Source organism: Winogradskyella sp. (genome assembly GCF_013213835.1).
GTDB lineage: Bacteria > Bacteroidota > Bacteroidia > Flavobacteriales > Flavobacteriaceae > Winogradskyella.
Window position 1 is genome coordinate 56032 of sequence record NZ_JABSSU010000003.1, and the last position, 13947, is coordinate 69978.

Below are 13947 nucleotides of genomic sequence, written 5' to 3' on the forward strand. Positions count from 1 at the left end.
CTATGCGTTTTCTTCAACTAAATCTAGTTCTACTTTTAGGTTGTTTATAATGAATTCTTGTCTGTCTGGTGTGTTTTTACCCATATAAAATTTTAGTAAATCCTCAATAGTCGTATCCTTATCTAACATTACTGGGTCTAAACGAATGTCTTCACCTATGAAATGCTTAAACTCATCTGGTGAAATTTCACCAAGTCCTTTAAATCGTGTGATTTCAGGTTTTGGTTTTAATTTTTCAATCGCATTTACACGTTCTTCTTCGGTATAGCAATAAATAGTTTCCTTCTTGTTTCTTACCCTAAATAATGGTGTTTGAAGAATGTATAAATGACCTTCTTTTATCACTTCTGGAAAGAATTGTAAAAAGAATGTAATGAGTAGCAATCTAATATGCATACCATCTACATCGGCATCGGTAGCAATTACGACATTGTTGTATCTTAAATCTTCTAAAGACTCTTCAATATTTAAAGCAGCCTGAAGTAAATTAAATTCTTCATTCTCATACACCACTTTTTTTGTTAATCCGTAACAGTTTAGTGGCTTACCTTTCAAACTAAAAACCGCTTGTGTATTTACATCTCTGGATTTCGTAATACTACCAGATGCAGAATCACCCTCAGTTATGAATAAGGTTGTTTCAAGATTACGTTCATTCTTAGTGTCACCAAAATGGACACGACAATCTCTTAGTTTTTTATTGTGAAGACTTGCTTTTTTGGCTCTATCTCTAGCTAATTTTCGGATTCCTGAAAGCTCTTTGCGTTCGCGTTCAGCTTGAAGAATTTTCTTTTGAATCTTTTCAGCAGTATCAGGATTCTTATGCAGATAGTTATCAAGATATGTTTTTACAAAATCATTGATGTAAGTTCTAACGGTTGGTAATCCGCCACCCATATCCGTAGAACCTAATTTGGTTTTAGTTTGACTTTCAAAAACAGGTTCCATTACCTTAATAGAAACCGCAGCAACTACAGATTTCCTAACATCAGATGAATCATAGTTTTTACCATAGAATTCTCTAATAGTTTTTACTACTGCTTCCCTAAAGGCCGCTAAATGCGTTCCACCTTGCGTGGTGTTTTGTCCATTTACAAAAGAATGATACTCTTCAGAATATTGTGTTTTATGATGTGTTATCGCTACTTCAATATCATCACCTTTAAGATGAATGATTGGATACAGCTTTGCCTCATCATTAATATTTTCATCTAATAAATCCTTAAGACCATTTTCACTAAAATACTTTTCACCATTAAAAACAATAGTTAAACCTGGATTTAAGTACACATAGTTCTTGAGCATCTTAGCCACATACTCATTTCTAAATTTATAATTCTTAAAAATGGTTTCGTCCGGAATAAAAGATACTTTAGTTCCTTTTCTGCGCGACGTATCTTCTAAAAGCTCTTTATTCTTTAATTCACCGATTTCAAACTCAGCAGAAGCAGATTTTCCATCTCTTGTAGATTCTACTCTAAAATAGGTTGATAACGCATTTACGGCTTTTGTACCAACACCATTAAGCCCAACTGATTTTTTGAATGCTCTAGAATCGTACTTTCCACCTGTATTCATCTTAGAAACCACATCAACTACTTTTCCTAGTGGAATACCACGACCATAATCGCGCACAATCACCTTGTTACCTTGAATAGAAATTTCAATGGTTTTTCCGGCTCCCATGACGTATTCGTCAATAGAGTTATCTAAAACTTCTTTTAAAAGAATATAAATACCATCATCTGGTGACGAACCATCACCAAGTTTTCCGATATACATTCCTGGACGCATTCTAATATGCTCTTTCCAGTCGAGTGAACGTATATTATCTTCAGTATAATTAGCTTGTTGAGACATAAATAGATGAAACGTTAGATAGATGAACAATATAATATAACACTTCAAAAAATAAAACCACAACTACACAAAGTAATTAACAATAAAAAGCCCAATGTTGTTGAAAACATTGGGCTTTACGATATTTTTATATTGTCTTTTTACACGTTAAACAAGAAGTGCATTACATCTCCATCTTTCACAATGTAATTTTTTCCTTCTACACGCATTTTACCAGCTTCTTTTACTTTAGCTTCACTACCAAAAGACACATAATCATCATAAGCAATCACTTCTGCTCTAATAAAGCCTTTTTCAAAGTCTGTATGAATAACCCCAGCAGCTTGTGGTGCAGTCGCTCCAATGGTTACTGTCCAAGCTCTTACTTCTTTTACACCAGCTGTAAAATAGGTTTGCTGATTCAATAATTTATATGCTGCTCTAATTAATTTAGCCGAACCTGGTTCATCTAAACCTATGTCTTCTAAGAACATTTGGCGTTCTTCGTAGTCTTCTAACTCATTAATATCAGCTTCTGTACCAACTGCTAAAACTAATACTTCTGCATTTTCGCCCTTAACTGCTTCTCTAACCTTTTCTACATAAGCATTACCAGTATTTGCAGCACCTTCATCTACATTACAAACGTACATCACAGGCTTATCTGTAATAAATTGTAAAGGCTTTACATAGTCATCATAATCTTCTTCAGAAAACTCTAATGCTCTTACTGAAATACCAGATTCTAAACCGTCTTTTATTTTAAGCAAGACCGCTTCTTCCGCTTGCGCTTCTTTATTTCCTGTTTTTGCAGCACGCTTTACTTTATCTAGCTTCTTTTCTGTAGTTTCTAAATCTTTAAGCTGAAGCTCCATATCAATGGTTTCCTTATCTCTTATTGGGTCTACAGAACCATCAACATGTACAATATTATCGTTATCAAAACATCTTAAAACATGAAGAATTGCATCGGTTTCTCTAATGTTTGCTAGGAACTGATTTCCTAATCCTTCTCCCTTACTTGCACCTTTTACCAAACCTGCAATATCAACAATTTCTACAGTTGCAGGAATCACTTTTTCCGGGTTAACTAGCTCTTCTAACTTTGTTAATCTTGGGTCTGGTACATTTACCACACCAATATTTGGTTCTATAGTGCAAAACGGAAAGTTTGCACTTTGCGCTTTTGCGTTAGATAAACAGTTAAATAAAGTTGATTTTCCTACGTTTGGTAATCCTACTATTCCAGCTTTCATGGGCCTTTCCCTAGCCCTTTCCTGTGGAAAGGGAATCTTGCGGGTAATACATTAATTAAACAATTGATCCTTATTTCTCTTCATTCCAGTTGGGAAGAATTAAGGATTGGCTTTTTTGCGAGTGCAAATGTAATTAATTCATCTAATACTTTAAAAGAACAAATAGCCTTTGTTAAAAAGAACTATTTAAAAAATTATCTAAAGCATAGAACATATAAAAAAAATAAAGACTTATTTTCTTTACATATAAAATTAAGTATATTCTTACTTAAACGAACCTTAAAACGAATAAATTAATCAATAAACTTAGTTATTTATTAAATTTAGAGTAATAACAAATCTACAAACTACCTAAAATGAAAAATTACAATTACATTTTGCCATTATTTATGGTCTTAATTTTGGCTTGTGAAGACAATATTGAGCCTAATACCCAAATGTCATATAGTTATAATACAAATCAACAAATTACAACTACAGAATCATACATCATAGACTTTGAAGCATTTAATCCTGGTGATTTTGTTTCAAATGTTACAATACCAATTTCTAATAGCAATATAGAAGTTTATGGATCAACAATGGCTTTCCCTAATGCTAATGCAGCAATGATATTTGATTCCTCTAACCCTACTGGTAATGATTTTGATTTAGGAACACCTAATGAAATATATGGTGGCCCAGGCATAGGCAGTGGTGGTTCATCAAATGACACTGCGTTAGGAAATGTTCTAATCTTATCGGAAGATTTAGACACCAGTGACCCTGATGATATTTATGAAATTGGCGCTAAATTTACTTTTAACTTTAGCAACTTAGATAATCTGACTTTAGTTGGTTTTGATATATTAGACATAGAAGTATCTAATAATCCTAAAGTGATTAATCTCATTGATAGTTTAGGAAATATTTTTTACAGTCAAGAAGTCATGGCAAATGGTGACAATTCGAAGTATTATGTCGATCTATTAAACACTTCAGACGCGTCATATATGGAAATAATAATGAATAGTTCTGGCGCAGTAGATAACATTGCATTAGAAATAGAAAATGAGGTTCCTTGTGTTACATGCGAAAGCAGTATAGCCGAACTTTCGTTTACATATATTGGTGGTTTAGAGCAAGTCTCAATTAGATTTGAAACAATATCAGGAGATATCATTTTTGAAAATACAGTTTTACTAAATGAGGAATTTACAATTTACGGAGATGAAAATAATGGTGCATTCTCCAGTGACCTCTTAGTTTTTATTAATGATCAACAAACAGACATTCTAGCAACTGATTGTTCTCAGATTATTGGACCTGGTTTTGTAATAAGCGGATTAGAAGTGACTTATGGTGAAACTATTACTGGCGGTCAGTTATGCCCAGTACAATTTTCATTTTAATTACTAAAGTTATTTTTTAAAAGTTTTAAGTTCGCTTATTTTTACCTGTAATACTATCAATAGTGAAAATTAAAATTTCTGAACTGAAAGACTTTTTAAACGAAAAAGCAGAACGCTACAATAATTCTAAGTTTATTGAAAGTGACCCTATACAAGTACCGCATAAATTCTCGAAAAAAGAAGACATAGAGATTTCAGGCTTCTTAACTGCCACAATTTCGTGGGGAAACCGAAAAAGCATTATCAAAAATGCGCATCGAATGATGGAACTTTTAGATAACTCGCCACACGACTTTGTGTTAAACCATACCAAAGAAGATTTAGAGCCTTTAAAGTCTTTTGTGCATCGCACGTTTAATGGTGATGATTTTGTGCAATTTGTAAAAAACTTACAACATATTTACACTAAGCATGAAGGATTGGAAGCTGTATTTTCTAAATATTCAGAAAAAGATTCACTACAAAAAAGCATTCATCACTTTAAATCTATTTTCTTTGAAATATCTCATCTAGAACGTACAAAAAAACATGTAAGTGACCCATTAAAAAATTCAGCAGCGAAAAGAATAAATATGTTTTTACGTTGGATGGTAAGACAAGATAATGCAGGTGTAGATTTGGGGATTTGGAAATCCTTATCGCCATCTCAACTCAGTTGTCCTTTAGATGTACATTCTGGTAATGTTGCCAGAAAATTAGAATTGCTTAAGCGTAAACAAAATGACGCAAAAGCTTTAGCCGAATTGGATTCAAGTTTACGCAAGCTAGACTCTAAAGATCCAGTAAAATATGATTTCGCCTTATTTGGGCTGGGTGTTTTTGAAGGGTTTTAAATAAAAAAGACTTCCAAAAATGGAAGTCTTCTATTTTATTGAAAGATTCTTGCTTTCACTTCGAGTAACTCAGTGAGCATGCTGGCATTTATTAGCCTTTTAACCAAGCATTTCTTAATTCAATTTGAGATGTCGTTGCTTCTGAACTTTCTACTAAAGACTCACTGATTCCTGTAGCTTTTTCTAACGTACCAGAAAGTGAAATAACTTCACCTTCACGCTCTAATTCTAAAGAATATTCTTGTCCTGCTTGCCATCCAAACATGCCACCAATAACTTGTTGTGCATTTTGTAATGTTAAATCAGCACCATTTACTTTTTTAATGATATCACCTGCTTGAACACCTTGAGATTTCCAGAATGAGTTCTTAAGTGCCATCTGTGAGAAGAATATATTCCCTTTAGTTTGGTCAGCATCAAAAATAATATTCTGCCCACCAGCAAAGATGTAATTTGTAGGCACTTCTGTTTGTCCCATCGTTAGACCAACCATTTCAAAGAAATCATTATAATTAATCGGCACATTACCAACCACATGCGTATTTAAGAATTCGCCTATACTAGGATACGTCATTGCTGTGATTTCAGCAATAAGATTATCGTCCACAAAAGGCTTTTCTTTACCATATATATTAGATAATTCTTTCATTAAGGACAAAATGCTTCTATTACCTTCACTTTCTTTTCTCAACAAAATATCAATACACATATTGATTAATGCACCTTTCATGTAGACATTATAATAATTAGCTGCATATGGTTCTTTCAATACATTTTCGCTCATTATAGTAAAGCTCATAGCATCATCTAAATTTTTAGATGTATTGATTTTAGTCATTACAGTATTATAGAAATCATTTGGTTCTACTAAACCTTCATAGATTTGAAAGTGTTGCGCAAAATATTCTGTAGTACCTTCATACATCCATAAGTGCTTTGAAAAAGTAGGTTTGTTATAATCAAAATAGTGCACATCTTCAGAATGTACAGAAAGTGGTGTTACGATATGAAAAAACTCATGCGCAACAACATCAATGATAGAAGATGCTAATGACTCTTTACTTGAAGATTCTGGTAAAACTACAACAGTAGATGTATGATGCTCTAAAGCACCCATACCTTTTGGTGCTGTTTCAGATCCGTCAGATAAATATAAGTAGATGTCGTAACGTGCTGTGCTATTTATATCACCTAAATAATTCTTCTGAGCTTGCATCATTTTAAAAACAGTCTCTTTTTGACTCGCGGCAGTATGAACGTTATTTGGCGAGTATACAGATAATACGATTTTAATATCACCAACCATGAACTCTTCTACATCAAGTTTACCATACATCATCGGGTTATCTGTAATATCAAAATAACGTGGCGCAGCATATGTGGTTATAGCTTTACCATCATTTGTTAAGAATTCACTTTTAACCTCTAAGGCAGAAGTTCTTTTAAAATCTAAATCAGAGATTACGGTTAACCCATATTGACTATTCTTTAAGGCATCAAAATATCCAATAAACCCATGTAGGTTTAATACGAAATTGTCTTCTTCAATGTTTGTTCCGGCAGGTGAGAATGGTTGCTCACCACCTATTCCACCACTGGTTTCAATATCAAAAGTATCATTAACGTAATACGTCAATTTATCAAGATTTTCTGCATCTTCAATAGACCAAGTATTAACGTCTACTTTTGTTACTTTAAGCTCATTGCCTTTATAATCTAAAGCTTTAAAATCATCTACATATTTTCCGAAGTCACTAACCGAATATGTGCCTTGAACAACTCTTGGAAGCCTATATGTTACTGTTTCCCAAGTAAAACGTCCAGGATTAATTGTTACTGGCACTTTATCGTCTGTAACTTTTGTTAAATCTAGAGTAGTTTGAATAGGATTGTTAATCGCTAAATCATCTGCATTGGTTTTTGCAGAGCCACAGCCCGCTAAAACTACACTCAAACCTATAATGGCTAAATAATTCCTCATTTTAATATTTTTGATTTTGTAACAAGTCGCTCAAAACTAGTATCTGTTACCACTTTTTATCTAAAGGTTTTGTTAAATTCGCTTCATGTCGCAAGTCTTAGTTAGTATAGTTATTCCTTTTAAAAACACAGAACTTTATATTGAAGAATGTATTGTATCTCTTATAAATCAAACACACAAAGATTGGGAAGCTGTTTTTGTTGACGATAACTCAACAGATCCCTCTTTGAATATTGTAAAGAAATATTCAAAAGTAGACAACAGAATAAAGCTTCTTAGAAACACTGGAAATGGCATTATTAAAGCTCTAAAAACAGCATATTGTCATTGTTCTGGAAATTATATCACTCGTATGGATAGTGATGATATAATGTCACCAAATCGATTAGAGGTAATGATTTCTTCTCTACAATTTTATGGTAAAAATCATTTAGCTGTCGGACAAGTAAAGTACTTTAGAGAAGATGGTTTAAGTGAAGGTTTTGCCAAGTATGAAAGATGGCTAAATCAATTGACAAAGACAGGTTCTAATTTTTCTGAAATCTACAAAGAATGTGTAATTCCATCACCTTGTTGGATGCTTCATAGAGAAGATTTTGAAGCTTGTGATGGATTTGAACCAAATCGTTATCCCGAGGATTACGATTTAGCCTTTCGGTTTTATAAAGCTAATTATAAGTGTATTCCTTGTGATGAAATTTTGCTTCATTGGCGTGATTATAGCAATAGAACGTCGCGGACTCATGAACACTATGCAGCGAACACTTTTTTAGATTTAAAACTCGATTATTTCTTAGAGCTAGAATTTGATAATCACAGACCATTAGTCATTTGGGGCGCTGGTAAAAAAGGTAAATCTATTGCTAAATTACTATTAGAAAAGCAAATAGAATTTCATTGGATTTGCGATAATGATAAAAAAATTGGAAAAGATATTTACAATCAAAAACTTCATGGTTTTAAATATCTCAAAGAACTCAAAAACCCACAATGTATTGTTACTGTTGCTAATGAGATTGAGCAAGCTGAAATTTCAAAGTATCTCAAAGAGTTAAATATGAAGTCAATGCAAGATTACTTCTTTTTCTGTTAAAAATTCTCAAAAGCAAAACCTCAAATTTCATGGCATTATCTATATTTGATGCTAAAGATTTTAAGACTTAGGAATGCAGTTTAAACACCCAGAATTACTTTACGCGCTTTTTTTACTCATTATTCCTATTTTGATTCACTTATTTCAGCTTCGCAGATTTGAGAAAGTAAAATTTACGAATGTCAAATTCCTTAAAAATGTTGAGCTACAAACACGCAAAAGTTCGCAATTAAAAAAGTGGCTTACGCTTCTAACAAGAATGCTACTTCTTGCATGTGCTATCATTGCTTTTGCGCAACCTTTTATTCCAAATGATGAAGCTTACAACGAGGAACAAGAAACGGTAATTTATCTCGACAATTCCTTTAGTATGCAAGCCAGAGGACAAAATGGCTCGTTATTAAATGAATCTATTCAAGATATAATAAATAGTTTTTCGGAAGATGAAGAGATTAGTATATTCACTAATTCTAACACTTATAAGAATACGACGATAAAGGCTTTAAAAAACGACCTTATTCAGTTGTCCCACTCTTCAAATCAATTAAATTATGACGCAGCTTTATTGAAGGGCTCTCAATTATTTTCAGATTCAAAAACCGCTAAAAAGAATTTGATTATAGTTTCTGATTTTCAGCAAGAAAGCCAAAACTCTACATTTAATTTTGACGAAGGCATAAGCCTTAAATTGGTACAACCAAAATCTGAAATACGTACAAATATTAGCATAGATAGTGTTTATGTTTCCAATGCTTCAGCCGAGACTTTAGACTTAAGTGTTAATTTATCTAATGCCGCTGAGCCAATAGAAAATGTAACCATTTCATTATATAATGACGATGTACTTTTATCAAAGAGTGCCGTTGACATCGATGATGGTGCTGAAGCAACCTTTACAATTGCTAATAATTTAGTTGTAAATGGAAAGCTTGTAATTGAAGATGTGGGTTTACAATATGATAACATCTTTTATTTTAATATTAATTCTAAACCAAAAATCAAAGTACTTAGTATTAACGAATCCTCTGATGATAATTTCCTAAAACGTATTTATACTGATGATGAGTTTAACTATCAATCTTTCAAACTGAATGCTTTAAATTTCAATCTAATCCCAAATCAAAATTTAATCATTCTTAATGAACTAGAAAGCATATCAAATGCCTTAAGAATTGCACTATTTGATTTTAGTTTAGATGGTGGAAAAATATTAATTATTCCTTCAAGTGAATCTGCTTTACATACTTATATACATTTGTTTAAGAATTTAAATCTATCAACTTTAGGCAAATCCAATAATAAGCAAAAACGAGTAACAACTATTAACTATAATCATCCGCTTTTGGCAGATGCTTTTTATTCTAAGGTTACTAATTTTCAGTATCCAAAAGTAGAACAGTCTTATCGTTTTGTATCAAACAGAAATGCTGTGTTATCTTTTGAAGATGGTTCTGCTTTTTTAACAGGAAATTCTAAATCTTTTGTGTTCTCTGCCGCACTAAACGATGATAATTCTAACTTTAAAAAGTCGCCTTTGATTGTACCTGTACTCTATAATATTGGAAAACAGAGCTTAGAATTACCAAAACTATTCTATACTATTGGCGAGCCTAATACTATTGCTGTTAATACAGTTATTGGGCAAGATGATATTTTAACTTTAAGTTCAGCTAACACTTCGGTTATACCATTGCAAAAAACCTATAGTAAATCTGTTGTTTTGGAAACTGAAGAATATCCTAATACAGCAGGAATTTTAAAGGTTAAAAACAAAGAAGAAGTTTTACAAAACTTAAGCTTTAATTATAATAGATCCGAAAGTAATCTTAAGTATTATGATTTAGAGTCGTTTAACAACTTATCAGTTAGCAACAATTTATCAACAGCCATTAATGATATAAAAAGTAGCGCAAATGTTAATGCGCTATGGAAATGGTTTGTTATTTTTGTGCTAGTATTCTTAATTCTTGAGATACTATTATTAAAATATCTTAAATGAACGCACTCATAAAATCTGCCACTATCGTTGATTCAAAAAGTGATTTTCACAACGAAACGGTCGATATTTTAATTGAAAAAGGTCGCATAGCGAAAATTTCTAAACGCATATCTAATCCCGACAATTACAAAGAAATAAAGTTAGATAACCTTCATGTTTCTCAAGGTTGGTTTGATAGTAGTGTATCTTTTGGTGAACCAGGTTATGAAGAACGTGAAACTATCGAAAACGGATTAAAAACCGCAGCTCAGTCTGGTTTTACCGATGTGGTTTTAAATGCCAATTCTAATCCGGTTATTGATAGCTATGCAGACATCACTTTTGTAAAATCAAAAGCTCAAAACAAAGCTACTAGTCTCTATCCTATTGGTGCTTTAACCCAATCTAGTAAAGGTGTCGACTTAGCTGAGTTGTTTGATATGAAAAATGCTGGTGCTGTTGCCTTTTACGATTATCAGAAACCGATTTCTAATCCTAACCTTTTAAAAATTGCTTTGCAATATGCTAGTAATTTTGATGGTTTGGTTTGTTCTTTTCCACAAGAATCAAAGATTTCTGGTCTTGGTGTTGTTAATGAACATATTAATAGCACACGATTAGGTTTAAAAGGAAATCCTGCGTTAGCTGAAGAATTACAAGTTGCTAGAGATTTATTTTTATTAGAATATACCGACGGCAAATTACATATTCCGACCATTTCAACTGCTAAATCTGTCGAGTTGATTAGAGCTGCAAAATCAAAAAAACTTAACGTTACTTGTAGTGTTGCTATCCATAATTTAGTACTTACAGATGATACTTTAGATGGTTTTGACACTAGATATAAAGTTTTGCCACCATTAAGAACTCAAGAAGATTGTGATGCGCTTATCGAAGGTCTAAAGGATGGCACTATTGATATGGTCACTACTGACCATAATCCTATAGATATTGAAGATAAAAAAGTTGAATTTGACCATGCTAAGTATGGTACAATCGGTTTAGAATCTGCTTTTGGTGCTTTGCAGACTATTTTCACAACTAAAAAAACTATTAGTATTCTTACTCAAGGAAAAGCAATATTTGGTATAGAATCTAGTACTATTAATGAAGGTGAAATTGCTAATTTAAGCTTATTTAATCCTGAAAAACGATACACATTCAGTAAGAATGACATCTCATCAAGGTCAAAAAACAGCGCCTTTTTTGGTGTTGAGCTTAAAGGAAAAAGTTATGGAATTATTGCAAACAATAAAATTGTTTTAAAATGATAGATAGACAAACTATTGAAGAAGGAAAAACTTTAGCCATTGTTGCCTACATTACTTTTATTGGTTTAATCATTGCTATTTTCATGAATATGGAAAAGAAAAATCCTTATGTAGCTTTTCATGCAAGGCAAATGTTAGGATTAATCATCATGCTTCTAGTTTCTAATGTATGTGAAAGGTATGTCAATTCATGGTTTGGCACTATGCTATGGTTTGTAACATTTGGGTCTTGGTTATATTGCCTTTTCTTCGCAATTAAAGGCGAAACTAAAGAACTTCCTGTACTTGGTAGTTATTTTCAAAATGCCTTTAGAAATATAAATTCTTAATCGCTTGAGCAACCTTCATTACATCACTAGACCTTCGTCTTTAAGAGAAAATGCACCATTACTAATAATGTGTCATGGTTATGGTAGCGATGAAAATGATTTATTTTCATTTGCTTCAGAATTACCAAAAGAGTTATTCATAATATCATTGAGAGCACCTTATCCTATGCAACCTTATGGAAATGCTTGGTATGCCATTAATTTTGATGCTGAAAAAGGCAAATGGAATGATAATGTACAAGCTGCAGCATCTGTAGATAAAATTAGTGGATTTATTGATTACGCTTGCGCTAAGTATCCTGTAAACTCACAGAACGTAACACTTTTAGGATTTAGTCAAGGTACTATTTTAAGCTATGCGGTTGCATTTAACTATCCGTCTAAAGTTAAGAATATAATTGCGTTAAGTGGTTATCTCAATGAAGACATTTTTCCTGATGTCATAGAAAATGAAGATGTCGCGCATTTAAACTTTTTCTGTTCTCATGGTTATGTCGACCAAGTGATTCCTGTCGCTTGGGCTCAAAAAACACCAGACTTTTTGAAACATTTAGGAATAAATCATGTTTACAAAGAATATCCTGTTGGTCATGGCGTGGCACCACAGAATTTCTACGATTTCAAGGACTGGCTAAAAAAATATATTTAATTAAAGGTCGGATACATAAAGTATTCTGATAGATGATATTTAAGGTTATTTTCTTCATCAATTTCATAGGTTAAGAAAATCTCGCCCCAATTTGCACCATCAGTAAAATTAGCCACAATCCATCTGTGATTTAAAATTCTAATTTTATTAATTACTAATTTAGATTCAGTCATTGACACAAATGGTACAATTGGATGGTCTTCACCTTCATAATCATTCATCTCATATAAACCTTCATGTATTGCTGTAATTAGCTTGTCAACATCATAACCTTGCATTATGAAATAATCTAAAGCATTATCGTTTCTATCAATATTAAAATAGTTTAGCTCAAAATTTTGATCTTCTAGCTCAGTTATAGCTTGTTCTTTTTCTTCAACTGTCGCTTTAAGCTTTTTTATATCAACTTCGTACTTATCTAAAATATTTTTAGAATTGGCATATTGAAAAATGCACAATAAAGCTGAAAATATAAACAAGTACATGAATATTCTGCTCTTCATAAATTATATAGTAATTTGTAAGTTATCGTACGCTAGGTAAACGTTTTTAGGTAATTTTTGTTGTACTTTATCGTGAAATCCCATATGATGACTGATATGTGTAAGATAAGCACGTTTAGGGTTGACTTTTTTAATAAACTCTAAAGCTTCCTCAAGATTAAAATGCGACATATGAGGTTCTTCTCTTAATGCGTTTACAACCAAAGTATCTAAATTCTTAAGTTTAGCAACTTCTTCATCCGCAACAGTTTTCATGTCTGTGAGATAGGCAAAATCACCAAATCGAAATCCAAAAACTTGCAATTTATAGTGTAATCCATCAACAGGCATCACCTCTAGATTACCTAACCTAAAAGGTCTGTTCTTTATTTTATGCTTGATAACACTTGGCACACCTGGATATTTTTCTTTTGATGTAAATATGTAATCAAACCGTTTCTTAAGTGCTTTAAAAACCCGCTTGTGAGCATACAATTCAATATCACCTTGCCTAAAAAAGAAAGGTCTTATATCATCTAAACCCATTGTATGATCGGCGTGCTCGTGAGTGAATAAGACTCCATCAATTCTCGAGACATTCGCATTAAGCATTTGTTGTCTAAAATCTGGACCACAATCTACCACATAAGTGTAGTTATCCCATTCAACAAGAATAGAAACTCTTAGTCTTTTATCTTTTGGATTTTCGCTTGAACAAACAGGATGAGTACTCCCAATTATTGGGATTCCCTGTGAAGTTCCAGTACCTAGAAATGTTACTTTCAACAGTTGTTAAGTTTAATACAAAAATAAGCTTATTTTTTTGTTTGAAGTAGTAAATTGAT

The 13947-nt window shown here is 32.4% G+C and carries 12 protein-coding genes; 7 read left to right on the forward strand and 5 right to left on the reverse strand.

Annotation, left to right across the window (positions count from 1 at the left end; translation table 11 throughout):
- Both HRU50_RS03095 and ychF read right to left on the reverse strand, forming a co-directional pair.
- Entirely contained in the window at window positions 1-1860 is a 1860-nt protein-coding gene (locus tag HRU50_RS03095; protein ID WP_296348066.1) for a DNA topoisomerase IV subunit B, read from the reverse strand.
- 140 nt (window positions 1861-2000) lie between these two features.
- A complete protein-coding gene (ychF, locus tag HRU50_RS03100) occupies window positions 2001-3095 on the reverse strand; it encodes a redox-regulated ATPase YchF (RefSeq protein WP_296348068.1) in 1095 nt (364 codons plus the stop codon).
- A 356-nt stretch (window positions 3096-3451) separates the two neighbouring features.
- Between ychF and HRU50_RS03105 the strand changes: the two genes are divergently transcribed.
- Window positions 3452-4486, forward strand: a complete 1035-nt coding sequence (locus HRU50_RS03105; protein ID WP_296348070.1) for a hypothetical protein — start codon at window positions 3452-3454, stop codon at window positions 4484-4486.
- A gap of 68 nt (window positions 4487-4554) precedes the next feature.
- The gene (locus tag HRU50_RS03110) at window positions 4555-5319 is read left to right on the forward strand and encodes a TIGR02757 family protein (protein ID WP_296349077.1); all 765 of its coding nucleotides are present in this window, start codon (window positions 4555-4557) and stop codon (window positions 5317-5319) included.
- 91 nt (window positions 5320-5410) lie between these two features.
- On the opposite strand, the gene HRU50_RS03115 is transcribed toward HRU50_RS03110, so the two are convergent.
- Window positions 5411-7300 (reverse strand): peptidase M61, encoded by a 1890-nt coding sequence (locus HRU50_RS03115; RefSeq protein ID WP_296348072.1) that lies wholly within the window; start codon window positions 7298-7300, stop codon window positions 5411-5413.
- Window positions 7301-7385: 85 nt separating this feature from the next.
- On the opposite strand from HRU50_RS03115, the gene HRU50_RS03120 reads away from it, so the two are divergent.
- The 5 genes from HRU50_RS03120 (at window position 7386) to HRU50_RS03140 (ending at window position 12620) form a co-directional block, all read left to right on the forward strand.
- Window positions 7386-8393: a glycosyltransferase family 2 protein gene (locus tag HRU50_RS03120; RefSeq protein WP_296348074.1), complete on the forward strand. Its 1008-nt coding sequence runs from the start codon at window positions 7386-7388 to the stop codon at window positions 8391-8393.
- Between the two features lie 73 nt (window positions 8394-8466).
- A complete protein-coding gene (locus tag HRU50_RS03125; protein ID WP_296348076.1) occupies window positions 8467-10392 on the forward strand; it encodes a BatA domain-containing protein in 1926 nt (641 codons plus the stop codon).
- Window positions 10389-11642 carry a dihydroorotase gene (locus tag HRU50_RS03130; RefSeq protein WP_296348078.1) on the forward strand — a complete coding sequence of 418 codons (1254 nt, stop codon included), beginning with the start codon at window positions 10389-10391 and terminating at the stop codon, window positions 11640-11642. The genes HRU50_RS03125 and HRU50_RS03130 overlap by 4 nt, the downstream gene beginning before the upstream one ends.
- Complete coding sequence (locus HRU50_RS03135) at window positions 11639-11971, forward strand: hypothetical protein (RefSeq protein ID WP_296348080.1); 333 nt, start codon at window positions 11639-11641, stop codon at window positions 11969-11971. The genes HRU50_RS03130 and HRU50_RS03135 overlap by 4 nt, the downstream gene beginning before the upstream one ends.
- Window positions 11972-11975: 4 nt before the next feature.
- A complete protein-coding gene (locus tag HRU50_RS03140; RefSeq protein ID WP_296348082.1) occupies window positions 11976-12620 on the forward strand; it encodes an alpha/beta fold hydrolase in 645 nt (214 codons plus the stop codon).
- Here the strand turns inward: HRU50_RS03140 and HRU50_RS03145 are convergent.
- The gene (locus HRU50_RS03145) at window positions 12617-13123 is read right to left on the reverse strand and encodes a hydrolase (RefSeq protein ID WP_296348084.1); all 507 of its coding nucleotides are present in this window, start codon (window positions 13121-13123) and stop codon (window positions 12617-12619) included. The genes HRU50_RS03140 and HRU50_RS03145 overlap by 4 nt on opposite strands.
- A gap of 3 nt (window positions 13124-13126) precedes the next feature.
- Entirely contained in the window at window positions 13127-13888 is a 762-nt protein-coding gene (locus tag HRU50_RS03150; RefSeq protein ID WP_296348086.1) for an MBL fold metallo-hydrolase, read from the reverse strand.
- Between the last annotated feature and the right edge of the window lie 59 nt (window positions 13889-13947).